This is a genomic window from Marinoscillum sp. (assembly GCF_965229915.1).
Classification (GTDB): Bacteria; Bacteroidota; Bacteroidia; order Cytophagales; family Cyclobacteriaceae; genus Marinoscillum.
Window position 1 is genome coordinate 259,806 of sequence record NZ_CBDDJZ010000002.1, and the last position, 19,196, is coordinate 279,001.

A 19,196-nucleotide genomic window follows, 5' to 3' on the forward strand; every position below is an offset into this window, starting at 1 on the left:
ACAGCGTCTACAAAATCAAGGCTATTTCATTTTCTGTCAATGGGTAAAACAATTATCTTCCATTTATGGAAATACTTGAGGACTATGCGCAGTATGTGACTGTTACAGCACAAGATTGGAAACCAATCATAAAAGACAGAGCGCACAAGGAAATAGTTACTGAGAGCTTGAGATTTCTGGTGGAAAACAAAAGAATCTATCTGTACGCCTTTGTAATTATGGACAATCACATTCATCTGATCTGGCATATTAGGGCTGGGCATAAGATGACGAATGTACAACGTGACTTTTTGAAGTATACAGCGCAGCAAATTAAATTTTCACTGATGGCTAATAACCCTGAACTATTGGAGAATATGAAAACAAAAGGAGCCGATAGAAAATACCAGTTTTGGCAAAGAAATTCGTTGAGTGTTCCTCTTTATTCTGCCAAAGTTTTCCAACAAAAGCTAGAGTATATCCATCAAAACCCTGTAAAGGCCGGACTCGCTAATAAGCCCTGGGAATATCACTATTCATCCGCGGCTTTCTATCACATTCAGTCCACGAATTTTAGTTTTCTATCCCATCATGACGGTTGAAGCTACTCAGCTGCCATCTTTGGTGTTATCACCAAAGATAAAATGTATAGGAAGGACAAGAGCCGTAAGCCAACGATATCATGTTTGTTGATGACACCTGTCATGACCGAAGCGTCACGGAACACCAACAAAGGCTTAGGTTACTTTTTAGAAGCAGTTAACTGCCGGTAGAGATGGACAGGATCCTGCCGGTTGTCCCAGACCAGAAGAAGCTTGATCAGCTCAGGCTGATTGGTATAAAAAAGGGAAATGGATTGGTGAATGACCAACCTTCGGATTTCACTCTCCTCAAATGTGGGAGCCAACTCCGGATTTTGCTGAACCTGCTGGATGCGGTACTCCAGCCGATGGATAAACGCCTGCTGTACTTTTACACCCCATTGCTCTGTGATGAAGTCTACCGTCTACCGGAGTGACTTTCTGGCTACAGTTGTCCAAATGACACGCTTCACGCTTCCGGACGATTGAGGATGTCCTGTACGGATGTATGCTCTACACCGTCAGCATCCGGCTCAGCCATGGACATGGCCAGCAGATCGGCTATCTCCTCTGGTAGCTCACTGAGCGACGTTTGTCGAAACCCCTCTAGCTGGTTCAATACAGTCTCATCCTGCAGATTGGTGATCCAATGGATGAGTGCTATTTTTTTCTGTTCTATGGTCATAGGTTAAAATTAACCAATTCTGCAACGATAACGTCTCTGTGATCTCGAGAAATCTTACAACCAAACACCCATCAACAAACAAGTTTGTTGGTGATACCTGTCATGACCGTAGCGTCATGGAACACCAACAAAGGCTAGAATAAAAGGGTGAGCGCAGCTACACCAACCGGATCTTCCCAGTTAGCAACTGCTGCATTAAGGCTTGCTTGAGTATTTTATATTTACTAAGGTTTTTTTCTAAGGACTCTATTTCGTTACTTAAATCTTTTATTGATGACGATATGGCCTTTTGTTCATCAATAGAATTTGGAACGTATACCTCCATATTGGCGATCATTTCCCTTCTTACCGAATCAACAGATGATTTTGCTGTCATCATCATCATACGATTGTAAAAATTTCGCTTAAAAACGAGATACAAGAAATAACCATCTATATCATCTTTGAAATCATAGATAAGATAAACCCTCTGATGAATATCTACTTTGCCGTTTACATAATGAAATACTTTTCCAGTACCAACCCCATCTCCAGCAGTCAGTATACCCTCTCCATCAAAAGAATAAGTGTTAATTCTTTCAACTTTCTGAGATCGAACATAAAATGGATATTTACCATCAGAAACACGGTCTTGTGTGTTTTTATTTCCAGTTGTTATCTCGGCAACAGCCCCTATTGTGGTTTTTTTCCACTCAAATTTTTCAAATCCCCTTAATCTTATACCGTTTGGCTTGTCTGGATTTAAAAGAGCCTCCGTGGTTCCATCCAAAACAAGATTTTTCTTTTCAATCTTGCGCTCCAGTGCCTGGATCAGCTCATCCGTATCTGACAGCACCTTGGCGATGGCTTGCTGTTCGGCGAGTGTTGGGGGAATTTTAATTAGTTGATCGTGAACATCGTTTCGATTCAATGTGGGTACCCCGGATCCTGTGGAAAATTTCTCAAGGCTTAAAAAAACATATAAGTAAAAAACAAACCGGGGATCATTGTTTTTAAAGTCTTTAACCCAAAGAGAAGTATTATGAGGCCAAAAAGCATTTTCAACAAATGTTACCTTGCCAATAGTGCCGGAGCGCCCAGTAACTACTCCTGGTCCTTGGATTTTGAATGAAATATGATGATTTAATATTCCGTTGGAATAGACCACTGGGTAATCACCCTTAACTAACTGAGTATTTGGAAGGTCAAAACCCCTTTGTAATGGAGCAACATCATCCATTCTTTTAATTACCCAATTCCTTTTTAATTCCATGAGAACCCCATTTTGGTTAAGTGCTCGTTTACTTTGGCTTCCAGATCGGCTACTTCCTGAGAGAGTGCAGGCAGTGTTTTGTCGTAGCGCTCGGCCAGTTCTTTGATCCGGTTGGTTAGCGCCTGGCTGATGCGATCGATCTCTGTCTGGATGGCTCCTCTGATGGCTGTGAGCCACTTGTCTTCGATCACCAGCACTTTGATTTCTTCCTCAGTAAGGGTGGGGTATTTCTGGTAGAGCTTGTCATCCAGCTCCTGTTCGGCTGTTTTGATCTTTTTGTTGAGTTCCGCCACCTTCGTATGCAGCGCTACATAGGCCTTGAGTGCTTTGAGCTCCGCCTTCAGGTCTTCGTCTTTATCCTTCTGGATGTCTTTGATTCGTTTGGCTGCATGGGCTTTGTTGATCTTGTCCAGCTCGGCAAAGAGTCCTTCCTCTCCACCATGTTCTTCTTCCATTTCGCTGATCTCAGCCGCCAGACTTTCTTTATTAGCGAGTAGCTCTTCCAGTGCCTGCTTCTCCTCAGCAAAGTAGCGGTTGGTGACCAGCTCCTTAGGTATCAGGTCGCAGGTCCAGCCTTTGTCCACCAGCTTTTTCTTCGCATTCTCTACCAGTATGCGACTGGTCTCTGCCTTCCACCCATCAAAGGCGATCAGGTAGCAGTCGTCCTGCATGGTTTCCTGCCAATAGGTACTCAAGTGCTGGTAAATGTCGTACTGATCCACCAGTGGCTTTTGAGTGTACGTTTTCAGGATATCGTCTGCCAGCTCATCTATGATGGCCTTGGGGTGGCAGCCTTTGTCCTTTTTGGTTAGCATGGCTTTGCTACGCTTGGCCCAGTGGGCGTAGAGTGCTGCCATTTCCTCCATAAAGGCGGTAAACTCCTGGTGCTGGTAGATGGTGTCGTTGATGGCTTCCGCATCCGGCAGCAGTTCCGAATAGCCCGGTCTCAGGTCTTTGAAAAGTGTTGTTTTGAGGGTGGGAAACACCTTCCAGTATTTGACAAGCTCGTCCAGGTCTGTGTTAGGGATACCACCGTTGAGGTGTGCGTTGATGTCCTGAATGTCTTCTTTGTCCTGATTGTCAATGTAGCGCGGGATGTTGAGGTTGTAGTCATTGGCCTCTATATCCGTAAGCTTCACGATGCGGCTGTAGCCTAGTAGCTCCGTTTGCTGGTTGAAGACGTCTGTCATCAGCCGTATGTCCTGTTCCCGCAGGCGGTTTTTGTTACCATCTTTGATGTAGCCCTTGCTGGCATCTATCATAAAGAGCGCTTTGCGGTTGTGCGCATTTTCTTTGTCCAGAATGATGATACAAGCCGGAATTCCCGTACCGTAAAACAAGTTGGCCGGCAAGCCAATAATGCCTTTGATGACTCCTTCTTTGATTAGGTTTTTTCGGATCTCCGCCTCGGCATTTCCTCTGAAGAGGACACCATGAGGCAGAATTACGGCACCCTTTCCATGTCGCTTCAGTGACCGCAGGATGTGTAGCAGGTAAGCAAAGTCACCATTTTTGGAAGGAGGCACACCAAGCGTAAAGCGATTGTACACACCATCTTTGGGCAGGTTGAGCCCGTTGCTCCAGCGCTTGTCACTAAACGGTGGATTGGCAATGACAAAATCAAACTGCTGCAGGTTGCTATTTTCTATAAAGAGTGGGTTGGCCAGAGTGTTACCCTGCTTGATGATGGCGTCTGGCTGATCGTGCAGGATCATGTTCATTCGAGCGAGTGCCGAAGTGGCCGAGTCTTTTTCCTGACCGTAAAGCGATACTTTGGTAGAAGCAGCCGCACCAATTCGCAATAGCAATGAACCGGACCCACAGGTGGGGTCATATACGGTGGTCTTGTTGGTGGTAGGCTGATCAGCAATGCCAATAATCATCGCCATCACCCGGCTCACCTCTCCTGGCGTGTAAAACTGGCCTTTGCTCTTACCACTCTCGGTTGCGAAGTGACGCATCAGGTATTCGTAAGCATCGCCCAGGATGTCATCACCCTCAGCGCGGTTTTTACTAAAGTCCAATGCGGGCTTTTCAAAGATCGAAATCAATCCCGTGAGCCGATCCACCATTTCCTTGCCATCACCGAGTTTGTTCACGTCGTTGAAATCCGGCATATCGGTGAGGTTGTTGGCCTCTTTGAGCGGGGCAATGATCTTCTTGTTGATCTGATCGCCAATATCTGAAGTGCCTTTCAAGGCCACCATGTCCTTAAAGGAAGCTCCAGCGGGTACTTCTATCGGTGCATAGGGTTGACCAGCGTATTTATCAGAGATGTATTTGATAAAGAGCATCACCAGCACATAGTCTTTGTATTGGCTGGCATCCATACCACCACGTAGTTCATCGCAGCTAGCCCACAGCGAACTATAAAGTTCAGATTTCTTTATTGCCATTTTCGGAAATTGTATGTATTTCGAATGAATGGGCAAATTAACCAAACTTTCCAGTAAGAGCCACTGACTTGTAAACAGTCGGTCGAGTAAAAACCTCCAAGGTTTCGAAAACCTTGGAGGTTTAGAAAGGACCCTTTGATTATGAGTAAACGGGTCCAAATATGATCTTCTTCGGAAATGAAGTCATCAATCTTGAGAACCACTGCCTTCTATACAGTTGGTTCCATGAATGATAAAAAAGGGGCATCTGTTTGTTAATCCATGCGTTTCACCATTTCAAAATTCGATATGCGTTTCTCCATTTCAATAATTAGATATGCGTTTGCGTTTTCTAGAGTTTGATATGCGTTTGCTTTTTTTAGAATTGAATATGCGTTTTATCTATTTTACAAAACGCATATCTTATAGTCCATCTACATTGCCATAGCAAGTTAGCGGCTCTAATTCTTTTTTTTTCGAAAGTAAGGTTTCAAGAGACCCTTTGATTAGGAGCCAAAGTGTTTAATAAATGGTATACTCCAAGGTTTTGGAAACCTTGGTGGTTTAATAAGATCAATAATCAATAAAAAGTGAATTATCTGGTAATCTGACCTCAATCTTGTGAGCGTTTTTATAATTATCAGGGCTTACATACCATTTTTGCACATTGGCTCTTTTTAGCAGAGTAGATTTTGAATTCAGCATGGCTTCATAAGAACAATGTGGCCAGTTGTCTATCTTCTTGCAAAATCCATGGTGAACAGGGTTGCGATGAATGTAAGTAACTATGGTACTTAGATAGTTTTTATTAGTGATTTCTTTGCGTTTGAAATTAGGCATGAAGAGACTGCCTCTTCGATCGTAGTATTTATTAAAGGCTTTGGTATAACGATTAAAAAGGTTGGAGAAAGATTGGATAATCATACTGGCATATACACCTTGGAGGTTTTCTGAAACCTCCAAGGTGTTGTCTTTAGAAGTTTTAGTATTACCAACAAATACATCCAAATCATGGGTTTTTACAAGAACATGAAAATGATTCGGAAGTAGGCAGTAAGTATACGTTCCAGCTACTGGCTCAATGTATTTAGCCCATTGCTGGAGGAAATAATGATAATTTTCATCTGACCGAAATAGATTTTCATCTCCATTAGCATGATTAAAAATATGATATTAGGTGTTTGGTTTCATTATACTGAAATTTAGACCTTGGAAGCTAAGTCCATTGTCGAGCTAAGTTATTTTGCTCCGTGTGACTTGAACACAGCTCAGACGATCCAACTCCAAATTATCCAGTTATTCCATTAAGAGCAATACCATATTTTAGGGAATTTTCGCAGTTAACTACTTGTAGGAGAGGAAGTCTTAATGGAATTTTAGTCAAACCTCCAAGGTTTACAAAACCTTGGAGGTTTAATCGGACCCGGATACAAAATTGTCGAATTCAATTCTTCATTCTTCCACTGAAAATTAGCGAAAAAGAAATCTGATTCCTTAACAGTTTGTTAACCGATTTAGAATAGGCTGCATCTTTAAAATCCGCCCAATTAGTTAACTGTCGTGAATAGTTTATTTGAGGAATCATGGTAAACATTTCAAATTCTATATCATGAGAAACTCCAAACTCAGCACTTAAATCAAAGTTTTTATTAGAGAAAACAATTGGATCTGATTTATCTGTATTTCGACCTACAAGATTAAAATTTGGGCTTACCCCTACTGAAATATTGAGAAAGTCGTAAAGTTTGAATACGGTCAGAATAGGCATTCGAAACAGTGTGTAGTCTTTTGAGAACGACTTCTCTTGATTGCCGACACTATGCCTAATTTTGTATCCATAAAATGCAGTCATGGGTAGGGTTCGAAAAGTGATCGATTCATTCAGTTCATAATCAATTAAAAAACCGGTACTCCACCCATAACCATTTGATGTTGTCATTGTAGTATCTGGGCCTGATTCAATAGCCATGTCCGTCAAAAAAAATGAAATGGAGCATCCAAAACTGTAATTTTGAGCATAATATTTCTCCTTTAAAATCTCTCCGTTTTCATCCACATTTAAGTACTCTCCATACCTCGACCCTTGTCTAAAACTCACACTTTCTTTTAGCTCACCATCCCCATGATAAACCTCCCAGGTTCCGGTCTTGGGAACAAGCTTATTTCTTCTAGAACGAAAATCTGACCCTCTTGCCAGTACTGTTCCATCAGGATACAACACTTTGAGACTATCTTTCCCATCCTCTATTTTAAAAACAATGAAGCGACGGCCAGACCAATAATAGGCATTCTTTAATTGAATGCGGTACTTGTAAACATGGTCCCAATCATTAACGTCAATCTCATCATATTGATAGGTGTCATCAGAAATATACTGAGCACTAAGTGGTATTAGGGTTAAAGACCATAGAACAAGACCATAGGTGCACTTTACCGCATGTGTATTCAAAATCACTATGTTTAAGCTTCGATTGTTAAAAATAGACTTTTCGGGATGATAGCGGCACAGATTAACAGAATTTGAAAAACAATAATAGCCGAATGATTATCAAAAAAGCCCCGTCTCTCGACAGGGCTTTTGATAAATGATAACGTGGAGCGCTTTCTTACTCTTCCTCTGGCATCAGCACGATCTCAATCAGATTGTCTTCTACCAAATACTTCTTGGCCGCTGCCTGCAGGTCGGTGGCTTTCAGCTTTTCGATACGCTCCTCGTAATCGTAGAAGGTATCCAAACTCCAGTCATAGGTATAATAGCTGGAAAGGGAGTTCAACCAGTAGCGGTTTTCCTTCAAGCTCTCCTTGCGATCGATGCGCTGAGCTTCTTTCACTTCATTCAGGTCTTCATCGGTCACACCTTCTTTCTTGATCCGCTCGATTTCCTCATAGACAGCTTGCTTGAGCTCTGCTACATTTTCCGGTCCACATGGGAAAGAAATGCTAAACGAATAGTTTTCATAAGGTCGCTGGCTGATGTAACCGTTTGCTCCTACTCCATACACTCCACTCTTCTCCTCACGAATCAGGTCGATCAGGCGGTTGGTCATCACTTCACCCAGGCTACTCAAAACATATGATCCTTCACGGCTGTATTTCGCCTCTCCTTTGTAGTTGATAGATACCTGACTCTTCGGATCAGTTCCTTTGTTGATGACTTTCTCCATTCTTCCTGCCGGTGGACGAATGCCCAGATCTTTCCAGCTTTCTTCGCGGCTCACGGATGGAATGCTTGCCAGGTAAGTCTCCAACATTGGTTTGATCTCATCCACCTTGAAGTTACCTACAAAGAAGAACGTGAAGTTGGCCGGGTCAGCAAAGCGCTCTGCATAGACCTCATAGGCTTTGTCCAGATCAATCTGCTGCAACTCTTCTGCCGTCGGAAATCCTGTTCTGGGGCTATTAGAACTCAAGATCTTGATCATTTCGTTTTGGAAATAGTATTGTGGATTGGAAAGCAAGTTTCCATAAAGCATTGTATTTCTGCTTTTGAAAGACTCAAAGCTCTCCACATCTTTTCTCGGCGCAGTAAAGAATAGATTAATCATTTGCATCATCGTTTCCAGATCTTTTGGTGCAGCAGCGCCATTGAATCCTTCATTGTAAGTACCTACAAACGGTGCCACTCGAACGGTCTTTCCTGAAAACAACTTATCCAAATCTGTTTTGGAGAAATCCTTCACTCCACTTTCGGACACGATACTTGCCGAATAGTTGGCACTTGGATAATTCTCGTCGCTGTAAAGTGAGTGTCCACCTTCGCTAGTTCCAGACATCAGGATCTCATCGTTTTTGAAATCAGTAGACTTCAATACCACGGTCATGCCATTGGATAGCGTTAGTTCGGTAATGCCTACATTCTCGATGTTCTTCTCTGAAGCAACCTTACCTTTTGTTGGTTTGGTCGGCATCAGCTCAGCACCAGACATTTCGTCTGCATAGGCGTCCAGTTCCATGTTCTCCACTTCATCGAGTACTTGAAGAACACTCTCTTTCGTTACATCTGCATTTTCACGTTCAGGACCGGTGATGACCACTACCCGATCTTGCTCTTTGATCCACTTAGAGGCATACTGATTAATTTCCTCTAGTTTGATGCCGTCAAATTGTTTTTTAGCAAACTCATAGCTGAACTCAGGTGAGACAACAGGAGACTCTTCCAGAAACGATGACACGTACTCTGAAGCCAACCGACCGCTTTCGGTCTTATCAGCTTCTTTCATTTCCTGCTCCAGGCTGTTGAGGAAGCGCATTTTAGCTCGCTCCAGTTCTCCCTCAGTAAAGCCATAGCGACGCACTCGCTCGTTTTCGGTAACCAGCGCTTCCAGGCCTTTCATGATCCCGTCTTCACCGACCATGGCAAACGACTGGAAGTTTTCCTTAGTGCGCACAATGCTGCCATAACTAGAGCTACCAAAGACAAACAGAGGTTCAGCCGATTGTCTCAGTTCATTCAGGCGTTGGTTCAGCATGCTGTTGAAGAGACCATAGGTCAACTGCTTTCTATAATCCTTCAGTTGCTTCATCTCTTCGTCATCGTCTTGCTTGTAGACGATTCTCACCAGCGTAAATGAAGCCTCTTTATCCTGCTCGATGGCCACATACGTTTCTTCGTGACTAGGCACTTCAAATTCCTTTCGATCTCTGGCATCTTTTGGGTTTTTCAGGTCACCAAAGCGTTCTTTGATTTGCTTCTCCATTTCGTCAGGCTGCAGGTCTCCAACCGCTATCACGGCCATGAGATCCGGTCGGTACCAGTCTTCGTAGAAGTCCTTGATCGTCTGATAATCAGCCGTTTCAATGATCTCTTTTTTACCAATAGGCAAACGCGCAGCATACTGGGAGTTCTTGAACATCACGGGAAACCACTTGTCCCGCATGCGCTGATCAGCTCCCTGTCCCAGTCGCCACTCTTCGATGACCACTCCACGCTCCTTATCAATTTCCTCAGGGGTAAACTGCAGACCTCCAGCCCAGTCCTCAAGGACTTTGAGGCCCTTGTCCATTACTGCTGGGTCTCCGGTTGGAATAGGCAGCATGTACACGGTTTCATCAAAGCTCGTGTACGCATTCAGGTCAGCGCCAAATTCCACACCGATAGATTGTAGGTAATTGACCAGTTCGTTTTTCTGGAAGTTTTCACTTCCGTTAAAGGCCATATGCTCCACAAAGTGAGCCAGACCTTGCTGGTCTTCATTCTCCAATATTGAACCGGCATTGATAACCAGACGAAATTCAACCTTATCTTCGGGCTTATCATTCTTACGAATGTAGTAGGTAAGCCCATTCTCCAACTGTCCGATTTTTACCGCTGGATCGTTTGGAATAGGACTTGAAAGCATCTGACCAGAAATATCCTTTTCCTGTGCCAATGTGGTCAAAGCTACTATACAGCTCAGGGTCAAAGTGAGTAGTTTTTTCATTATTGAGTGTTTAATTAATACATGTGGTCGTCTTGTGACTTCCATTAATTTCCAGTTACTGTTTTAGTGATTCTAAGTTATGGATAAACCATGGTACTCGCCAGCTATTGACGGCTTTACTAACAACCATTCGATCAATTTTATGAAATTCGATTGACAGATTACCCGTACTATGAGGACAAGCTCCACTCAAATTCGGAAATCACCAGTTATAAAGATTAGCTAATGGCAACTACGGATTTGATGATCAAATTTTATAACTTAAGCATTAAAATAGGCTGGTAATTTCTATCTAGACGATACCATCAAATTCAAACAAACTCATCCCTCATGGCTCAATTCTCTTTAAAAATCAACGGCAAGGACCTGAAAGTAGATGTGGATCCGCAAACGCCCATGCTATGGGTGCTTCGAGACCATCTAGACTTGGTAGGCACTAAATATGGCTGTGGTGTAGCCCAGTGCGGTGCCTGCACGGTGCATCTCAACGGTGTGGCCACTCGATCTTGTACCCTTCCGGTGTCTTCAGTTGGTAACAATGAAATTACGACAATCGAAGGTCTATCTGAAAATGGCGACCACCCGGTACAAAAAGCCTGGTTGGCAATAGATGTGCCGCAATGTGGATACTGCCAGGCAGGTCAGATCATGAGTGCTGCGGCACTTTTGAAGTCCAACCCCAATCCTACGGATGAGCAGATCGAAGGAGCCATGAATGGAAATATCTGCTGGTGTGGAACCTACACCCGCATTAAGAAAGCAATCAAAACAGCAGCAAACTCTAACGCCTAATCATTATGTCTATTATCAAAACACGTGTCGGAAGAAGGTCTTTTCTTAAAACTTCAGCTGCTGCAGGTGGCGGACTGATGATTAGTTTTAGCTGGTTGGCCTCCTGCTCCCCAGGCCAAACCAAAGAAGAAATACTAGCCATGCCGGATGAATGGTTTGATCTGAATGGCTACATCAAAATAGGTAACAATGGCGTGATCACCCTGTTCAACCCGAATCCGGAAATCGGTCAGAACGTAATGACCTCTCTACCCATGATCGTGGCTGAGGAACTGGATGTAGATTGGAAAAAGGTGATTGTGGAACAAGGAAAACTAGATGAAGACGCCTTTAAGAATCCTCAGTTTGCCGGAGGAAGTCTTTCGATCAAATTTGGATGGAATCCGCTAAGAATGGCCGGAGCAGCCGGCCGCAGGATGCTACTGGAAGCAGCCGCCAAAGAATGGCAGGTGGACGTATCCAGTCTGACTACCAGTGAGGGTATGATCAAAACAGCTGACGGAAGCAAAACCATGGGTTATGGTGACATTGCTGCCAAAGCAGTGGGCATTGAGGTTCCAGAAGAATTGGACCTGAAAGATCCGAAAGAGTATAAAATCATTGGTACCCACAAGAAAAATGTAGAAGGCAAAAAAATCATCACAGGAAAGCCTTTGTTTGGATTGGATTTCAAGAAAGAGGGAATGAAACTCGCCATGATCCAACACCCACCAGCATTTGGAATGCAGGTAAAAGACTTCAACCGAGATGAAATTGTGGCAATGGATGGGGTGTTAGATGCCTTCATTATCGATACTACTACAGAGGAACCATCGTGGGGAGAAGTCAACGCATTCAACAAACTGGTGGCCATAGTGGGAGAATCCACCTGGCAGCTCATGAATGCGAAGAAAGCACTTCGAGTTTCTTATGAGACGGTGAGTCCGCTGGAAAGCACAGATACGCAGACCAAAATGATGCAGGATGCTTTGCTCAAAGGTGGAAACGTCGTAGATAGTCGAAAAGATGGAGATACAGAAGCTGCTTTTGCCAAAGCGGCTAAGGTGATCGAACGGACGTACTCCTCCCCTTTGATTCCGCACAACACATTGGAGCCCATGAATTTCTATGCCGATGTGCAGGAAAATTCCGCTTGGCTTATTGGCCCGACTCAAACTCCAAAATCACTCGAAGATGCAGCTTCTAAGCTACTTGGAATGCCTGTGGAGAACATTGAGGTGGAAATGACCCGAATTGGTGGAGGGTTTGGAAGAAGACTCTATGTGCACTTTGGCCTGGAGGCTGCTGCTATCTCCAAGCAATTCGGCGCTCCGATCAAAATGATCTACACCCGTGAGGACGATATGACACAAGGTACTTATCGACCTGCGTACATCTCCACATACAAAGCTGGACTCGATGAAAACAATAACCTCATTGCCTTCTCTGTAAAAGGTGTTGGTTTGCCAGAAGGAGCTGTTTTCCCGAATCGATTCCCGGCTGGAGCTGTGGACAACTACACGGCCGAAAAGATCAATACCGAAACCAATGTATCGACCGGTGCCTGGCGTGCTCCTCGCTCCCACTTCACAGCTGGGGCGGAACAGTCCTTCCTGGATGAGGTAGCTGAGCTGGCTGGAAAAGATCCTATCGATTTTAGAATGGAGCTGTTTGAGCGAGCCAAGAACAATCCTGTGGGTGATAAATACGACTATGATGCCGATCGCTATGCCGGGGTACTAAAGTTGGTGAAAGAGAAGTGCAATTGGGGCAAGGAAACACAAGGAGTTCACCGTGGCGTTGCGGCTTATTTCTGCCACTCATCCTACGTAGCTGAAGTGATGGATGTGGTGATGGAAAATGGTCAACCCAAAGTACAAAAGGTATGGGCGGCCACTGACTGTGGCATTGTCATCAATAAAGAAGGGGCCATCAATATTATTGAAGGCGGCATTATCGACGGTATTGGTCATGCCATGTATAGTGAATTGACGTTGGAGAATGGCAAACCAAGCCACAACAACTTCAACAGCTATCAGCTCATCCGTCATGCCCAGGCTCCAAAGGAGATTGAAGTACACTTTGTCGAAAATGAAATTGACCCAACTGGTCTGGGTGAGCCTGGCTTACCTCCGGCTCAAGGAGCTCTGGCCAATGCACTGTACAAAGCAACTGGTAAGCGGTATTACCACACTCCTTTCAGCACGAAAAAACAAGAGCAGATCAACCTTGAGGTTGGCTAATCATAAGAAGAGTTACCCGAGAAGAACAGAAACCCTGACAATCCACTGGCTAGCGGATGTCAGGTTTTTTTGTTGTAAGTCACATGAAGAAGAAATAACAAGCCACTTTCACACGGTTAGATTCACTGGCTCCGGTTACAGATAAAATAGCCTGTCCATTTGAGTTGATCAAATGGCCGCCTTCCACCTGACCTAAAACCTGCCCCTGAAGGTTCTGAATCTGATTACCATTAATCGAAGCAATCTGTTGGTCCAGGTGGTTGATCAATGCATCTCCTTGAAAATACCCGAGTGTTTGGCCCAAACTATTGAGCACTTTGTCGTCTTGAAGAAACAGTAGTTCTTGATTAGAGCCATTAGACAATACAGCGTCGAAGGGTCCATTTACTTTTTCCATACATCCAAATATTAATAACGCAACTAATGAAATGATTACAAATACTCTCATGCTTGATTAGTATCTCAATCTCCAGATTCCTTACGTTTCCACGAAAGACTTATTCATCTGGTAGTGCATCAAACTCTCGTTGTTTGGCATCCATCCAGTCATTCATTGTTTCTGGTGACTTCATAATTTCCTGCATGTCCTTCATGGCTTTTAGATGAGATGCATCACCTTTTTTGTACATTTCCATGCCATGTTCTTTGCTCATCTGTGCTATCTCACTAAAGGAATTAGCTCGAAAGGCCAGGTCACAAGCTCCGCCTAGTTGTTTACAGGTCATTGCTTTCATAATTGCTCAGTTAGTTGTTCCTTCAAGTTAAACAATCAGGAGATCAATAAGAACTTAGTGTCTTTGGCTTAAAGTAATCATTCAATACAAAGGATTGTCTAAAGACAAATTGCTACCATTGATAGTGGATAAGTTGTTGAAAACAAGGCACATACAATCATTACCTAATGGTTATCAATTCATTATTTTAGATAGCAGATTGAAAACCCAAATGGATGAAACCCGAAATTGACATTGCCTCTTCTGCTCACGACCTGGGGCTACTACGTGAAGCTAAAGACCTGACCATGGACGGTTGGCAAGTATTTGCCAACAAATTAAAAGGATTTAAAAAGCCACCGAGGATTGCTGGATTGATTCCAGACCTTTATGCTATTAAAAATGGCCGGGTGAAGATCGTGTCCATTGAAACCCTCGCATTCGAAAATGAACAACGTCATTCTCTTTTTAGACTACACGCTCAGCAAAATCATTTGATCAGGTACTATGGTTGGATAGTAGATGAAGAAGGACGAAGAACCCAGCGGTTCGACTAAACCAATGAAATGACCACTTCCAACTGATACAGCTAAGCAAAATCCATCGCAGTTTCCAACATCATAATATTACTCACTTCCACCTCCCAGTAGACTTTTACCATTGCTCCTGATTCCTGCTGCTGCTTCATGAATTTAAAAAGTTCAAAAAGCATTTTTGTTTTTTGCACATTTAGCACATCCAGGCAAATGGTTACATCTCCCATTCCCATCGATAGGACTTGCCTTTTGAACTCCTCAACCAAAGGATCCAAAACAGCGCAAAACTGACTGATTTTAGTTGTGGTATGTATAGTCAATTGATTGGAACTGGATCCTGGCAAGAATGCAGGAGTAGTTACTAGTTTCATAAGTGTATGTCTTAGCTGTGATGTAAAGATGCACTCGCAATGAAAGCTATCGTTTATCGTAGCATGATCAAATCCTTATGTATTGATGTTGGTGATTAAATGGCTGTTAACCCATATGCTGACAATAGTATACCCAATTGGTGCAATAGTTGGCCTTCTAAATCCGAAATTTTGAGCTTTGTTTGTCCTTGACAACAACAGACTCACATGAGAATTTCCATATTTCTTCCAGCCCTTCTTTTGGTATTGCTAGCTTGTACTAAAGCGCCCATCAAGCAACAAGAGCCAGACACTAAGGCTACATTCCAAAACCCAATATTTTCTGGAGACTATCCTGATCCAAGTATTCTCAGAGATGGAGAAGATTTTTATATGGTCCATTCTTCTTTTGAATATTATCCTGGATTATTGATTTGGCATTCTACAGATCTAATCAATTGGTCACCAGTAGCTAATTCACTACACAAATATGTTGGATCGGTATGGGCACCAGAACTCACCAAATACGAGGGCAAGTACTACATCTACTTTCCGGCAAGTAATAAAAACTATGTCATCACTGCAGACAACATCTCAGGTCCATGGACTGATCCCATAGAGATTGATATTTCGATGATTGACCCGGGACATGCGGTGGACGATGATGGCAATCGCTTCTTGTTTTTCAGCAGCGGATCGTATGTTCCACTGACCCAAGATGGCCTTGCTGTTGCTGGAGAAGTAAAGCACGTCTATGATGGCTGGGAAATACCGAGAGAGTGGTCCATCGAATGCTTTTGTATGGAAGGTCCTAAGCTGTTCAAGCGAGGTGAATACTTTTACCTCACTGTAGCAGAGGGTGGCACAGCTGGCCCAGCCACCGGGCATATGGTCATTTCAGCCAGGTCCAAATCCCTCGACGGACCTTGGGAAAACTCTCCACATAATCCAATCTTAAGAACTTCTTCTCCAGATGAAAAATGGTGGTCTGTAGGCCATGGAACAGTCTTTGATGATGTGGACGGCAATTGGTGGATGGTTTTTCATGGCTATGAAAAAGACCACTACAACATGGGCCGTCAAACGATGCTCACTCCAATAGAATGGACCAAAGATGACTGGTACCAAATACCTGACTTCATCGACATTACCAAGTCAATTTCATTGCCCTCTGTAACCAATCAAAATACAGCTAAGGCCTTTAACGATGATTTTAATGATGACAGACTAAACCCTCAGTGGAAGTTCTTTGGAGGAGATGATCAAGATAGATTTTCACTGAAAGACGGCTTGGTGGTTACCGGTAAAGGAACCTCATTATTTGATAGTCCACCCCTACTTTACATTCCTTCAGATCATTCATATAGTGCCCAGGTGGAAGTGGAAGTCTCCGGAGAAGCAAAAGCCGGTTTAATCCTATTCTACAACTACCGTGCTTTCTCTGGCATGCTAGCAGATAAAAAGGACATCCTCACCAACCTGCGGGGTTGGCAATTCCCTACAGAAAAAGAGGTGATCAATGGACGAGTTTACTTGAAACTGGTCAATAACCGAAATACGGTGAATATGTACTACAGCCTGGATGGCAGGAGCTGGACAAAGACAGAAAACTCATTTGAAGCTTCTCCTTATCACCACAACATCTTAAGTGGATTCATGAGCCTTAGAATCGGGTTGGTTTCAGTTGGAGACGGGGAGGTCAAGTTTAAGAATTTCAGCTATCAACCAATCAAAGAATAGAGATTTTGAACTGAACAGTATCTGTATAAACCATTAAATATCAGCTAATTATGAATATGAACTAACCTAATGAGAGGTAGAAGACAACAAACACTCCACCCTATCATATGATCTTTTAACCTCAATTATTCTATAACCTAATTATGATGCTATGAAAAAGCTATTATTAACACGGACCCACACGTTGGATCTGAAAACCAAGTCACCTGACACAGGAAATTCCTTTCGGAAAATCCAATCATACAGGCTTTTCACACTAGTAATCCTTTTTGCACTTTTCCTTATTCCATATCTGAGCTATGGTCAGCTTCCTCCGGCCACACAGATTGCCTCGCAAATGGGTGCTGGATGGAATCTGGGAAACACGCTGGAAGCGATTCCTGGAGAGACAGCCTGGGGCAACCCACAAGCTTCGCAGCAACTAATCAACAGTGTAAAAGCTGCAGGGTTTAACACAGTAAGATTACCGGTTGCATGGGATACTCACGCGAATCAGTCAACAGGAGTCATCGATCCAGCCTGGATGAATCGTGTCCAGCAAGTAGTCGACTATTGCATGAACAATGATCTATATGTAGTCCTGAATATTCACTGGGATGGCGGCTGGCTCGAAGAGAATGTCAACACTTCTTCACAAGCTGCAGTCAACGCTAAACAGCAAAACTACTGGAACCAAATCGCCACCCGATTTAGGAATTACGATGAACATTTGCTGTTTGCCAGTGCTAATGAACCTCATGCGGACAATGCCTCTGAAATGTCTGTTCTGCTTTCCTATCACCAGACTTTTGTGAATACGGTAAGAGCTACAGGTGGCAACAACAGCTCTAGAACTTTAATTATTCAAGGACCTTCCACGGACATTGAAAAGACTAACCAGTTAATGAACACGCTACCTACCGATCAGATTGCCAACCGGATGATGGTAGAGGTTCACTACTATACTCCATATCAATACTGTCTGATGACAGAAGACGCCAGTTGGGGTAACATGTTTTACTTCTGGGGCAATGGCTACCATTCTTCCACACTACCTTCTAGAAATGCCACCTGGGGCGAAGAGGCAGACCTCAATAACTTATTTGGCATGATGCAATCCAAGTTTGTGAATAATGGCGTGCCTGTCATTATTGGAGAGTTTCTGGCCATCAAACGCACCAATTTAAGTGGTTCTGACCTGGCGCTTCATTTAGCATCACGTGAGTACTTTCATCAGTATGTGACCAATGCCGCTATAAGTAGAGGAATGATTCCAATCTATTGGGATACTGGTGATGCTGGATCAGGATTGTTCAATCGAAACAATGCTTCTGTAATGGATCAGACAACGATAGACGCACTAACTCCGGGCAGCACTGGTGGCGGTTCGGGCAATGGAAATGACCAGATTTGGTTGGAAGCCGAATGCGGCTCAGTTGGCTCTTTGTGGCAGACTTCCTCCAGTTCCAGCGCCTCTAATGGTCAATATGTAGCTATCCAGTCAGGCAACAACAGCACTGGCAGTGCTCCTGGCAATTCCAGTGGCCATATCAACTATACCTTTTCTGTTAACACGTCTGGCAATTACAACTTATGGGCCAGAGTGATTGCTCCAACGGGGTCAGATGACTCTTTCTGGATCAGAATGGACGGTGGTTCATGGCTCAATTGGAACAATATAGCTCCCGGATCTACTTCATGGACCTGGGACGATGTAACCAGTTATTCATTGAGCGCTGGCAGTCATACATTGACCATTGCCTATCGTGAAGATGGCACCCAACTTGACAAACTTTACCTAAGTGGCTCTGGGTCTCCTTCGGGAGCTGGAAATTCTGCTACCAACTGCTCAGGAGGCGGAGGTCCTTCCAGCTCTGTTTATCAACTGCAAAACAGAGCTACTGGGCTGTTTTTGGATGGTATGGGTAGAACGACAAATGGTGAGGATTGTGGGCAATATGGCAACACGAGTCATCCCAATTCCAAGTGGGAATTTGTAGACGTAGGCAATGGATACGCTCAGCTAAGAAATGTAGGAACAGGACTACTACTGGATGGAATGGGACGTTCATCTAATGGCTCCAACGTAGGTCAATGGGCTAACACAACGAGTCAAAACTCGCATTGGTCTGTTCAGCAATTTGACGGTAGTTATTATCGCTTGCAAAATCGTGCTTCGGGTCTGTACCTCGATGGTATGGGTCGTAGCTCCAATGGCAGTGCCTGTGGTCAATGGGCCAATACCACCAGTCAGAATGCACAGTGGCAATTGATTAGTACCTCTGCCAGAACTACCGTGTCGATTGAGGAATTAGTAGACCATAATAGAGTGAACGTATACCCGAATCCTTCTGAAGATGGGGTTTTCACTATCAGTCTACCCGATGAAGACTCCTCAATTATTCATATTCTGGACATTGAAGGCAAAGTGGTTTATCAGCATCAAATAAGTGCTCCGTATTTGACCCTGAAGTCAGATCTTGAACCTGGAATTTACTTTATCAACATTAAAACAAATGCTATGGAAACGGTGAAAAAACTCATTATCAAGTAACCTCACCTACAAATCGCA

16 protein-coding genes are annotated in these 19,196 nt (G+C 43.6%); 7 read left to right on the forward strand and 9 right to left on the reverse strand.

Annotation, left to right across the window (positions count from 1 at the left end; translation table 11 throughout):
- The first annotated feature begins 65 nt into the window (after window positions 1–65).
- Together ACO067_RS23165 and ACO067_RS23170 are read left to right on the forward strand one after the other, a co-directional pair.
- The gene (locus ACO067_RS23165; protein ID WP_421879032.1) at window positions 66–581 is read left to right on the forward strand and encodes an REP-associated tyrosine transposase; all 516 of its coding nucleotides are present in this window, start codon (window positions 66–68) and stop codon (window positions 579–581) included.
- A 173-nt stretch (window positions 582–754) separates the two neighbouring features.
- Window positions 755–997 carry a hypothetical protein gene (locus tag ACO067_RS23170; protein ID WP_421879035.1) on the forward strand — a complete coding sequence of 81 codons (243 nt, stop codon included), beginning with the start codon at window positions 755–757 and terminating at the stop codon, window positions 995–997.
- 32 nt (window positions 998–1,029) lie between these two features.
- Here the strand turns inward: ACO067_RS23170 and ACO067_RS23175 are convergent, their stop codons facing one another.
- From ACO067_RS23175 to ACO067_RS23200, 6 genes are all read right to left on the reverse strand, one after another.
- Window positions 1,030–1,245 carry a hypothetical protein gene (locus ACO067_RS23175; RefSeq protein ID WP_421879038.1) on the reverse strand — a complete coding sequence of 72 codons (216 nt, stop codon included), beginning with the start codon at window positions 1,243–1,245 and terminating at the stop codon, window positions 1,030–1,032.
- Window positions 1,246–1,402: 157 nt separating this feature from the next.
- On the reverse strand, window positions 1,403–2,497 hold the full coding sequence (locus ACO067_RS23180) for a restriction endonuclease subunit S (protein ID WP_421879042.1): 1,095 nt from the start codon (window positions 2,495–2,497) through the stop codon (window positions 1,403–1,405).
- Window positions 2,488–4,893, reverse strand: coding sequence for a type I restriction-modification system subunit M (locus ACO067_RS23185; RefSeq protein ID WP_421879045.1), 2,406 nt, complete (start codon window positions 4,891–4,893; stop codon window positions 2,488–2,490). Before ACO067_RS23185 ends, ACO067_RS23180 begins: the two co-directional genes overlap by 10 nt.
- Window positions 4,894–5,445: 552 nt before the next feature.
- A complete protein-coding gene (locus ACO067_RS23190; RefSeq protein ID WP_421879049.1) occupies window positions 5,446–5,880 on the reverse strand; it encodes a transposase in 435 nt (144 codons plus the stop codon).
- 436 nt (window positions 5,881–6,316) lie between these two features.
- A complete protein-coding gene (locus ACO067_RS23195; RefSeq protein ID WP_421879052.1) occupies window positions 6,317–7,321 on the reverse strand; it encodes a hypothetical protein in 1,005 nt (334 codons plus the stop codon).
- Window positions 7,322–7,478: 157 nt separating this feature from the next.
- On the reverse strand, window positions 7,479–10,292 hold the full coding sequence (locus tag ACO067_RS23200) for a M16 family metallopeptidase (protein WP_421879055.1): 2,814 nt from the start codon (window positions 10,290–10,292) through the stop codon (window positions 7,479–7,481).
- Between the two features lie 330 nt (window positions 10,293–10,622).
- On the opposite strand from ACO067_RS23200, the gene ACO067_RS23205 reads away from it, so the two are divergent.
- Together ACO067_RS23205 and ACO067_RS23210 are read left to right on the forward strand one after the other, a co-directional pair.
- On the forward strand, window positions 10,623–11,084 hold the full coding sequence (locus tag ACO067_RS23205) for a (2Fe-2S)-binding protein (RefSeq protein ID WP_421879058.1): 462 nt from the start codon (window positions 10,623–10,625) through the stop codon (window positions 11,082–11,084).
- A 5-nt stretch (window positions 11,085–11,089) separates the two neighbouring features.
- Window positions 11,090–13,306 carry a molybdopterin cofactor-binding domain-containing protein gene (locus ACO067_RS23210; protein WP_421879061.1) on the forward strand — a complete coding sequence of 739 codons (2,217 nt, stop codon included), beginning with the start codon at window positions 11,090–11,092 and terminating at the stop codon, window positions 13,304–13,306.
- A gap of 79 nt (window positions 13,307–13,385) precedes the next feature.
- Here ACO067_RS23210 and ACO067_RS23215 read toward each other — a convergent pair whose 3' ends face one another.
- Entirely contained in the window at window positions 13,386–13,703 is a 318-nt protein-coding gene (locus ACO067_RS23215) for a 5-fold beta-flower protein (protein WP_421879064.1), read from the reverse strand.
- Window positions 13,704–13,803: 100 nt separating this feature from the next.
- A complete protein-coding gene (locus tag ACO067_RS23220; protein ID WP_421879067.1) occupies window positions 13,804–14,040 on the reverse strand; it encodes a DUF1059 domain-containing protein in 237 nt (78 codons plus the stop codon).
- Between the two features lie 215 nt (window positions 14,041–14,255).
- On the opposite strand from ACO067_RS23220, the gene ACO067_RS23225 reads away from it, so the two are divergent.
- Window positions 14,256–14,576, forward strand: coding sequence for a hypothetical protein (locus ACO067_RS23225; protein ID WP_421879070.1), 321 nt, complete (start codon window positions 14,256–14,258; stop codon window positions 14,574–14,576).
- A 32-nt stretch (window positions 14,577–14,608) separates the two neighbouring features.
- Here the strand turns inward: ACO067_RS23225 and ACO067_RS23230 are convergent, their stop codons facing one another.
- Window positions 14,609–14,926: a SiaC family regulatory phosphoprotein gene (locus ACO067_RS23230; RefSeq protein WP_421879072.1), complete on the reverse strand. Its 318-nt coding sequence runs from the start codon at window positions 14,924–14,926 to the stop codon at window positions 14,609–14,611.
- Between the two features lie 207 nt (window positions 14,927–15,133).
- Between ACO067_RS23230 and ACO067_RS23235 the strand changes: the two genes are divergently transcribed.
- Together ACO067_RS23235 and ACO067_RS23240 are read left to right on the forward strand one after the other, a co-directional pair.
- Entirely contained in the window at window positions 15,134–16,645 is a 1,512-nt protein-coding gene (locus ACO067_RS23235) for a family 43 glycosylhydrolase (RefSeq protein ID WP_421879075.1), read from the forward strand.
- 151 nt (window positions 16,646–16,796) lie between these two features.
- Window positions 16,797–19,178, forward strand: coding sequence for a cellulase family glycosylhydrolase (locus ACO067_RS23240; RefSeq protein WP_421879077.1), 2,382 nt, complete (start codon window positions 16,797–16,799; stop codon window positions 19,176–19,178).
- Window positions 19,179–19,196: the final 18 nt, after the last annotated feature.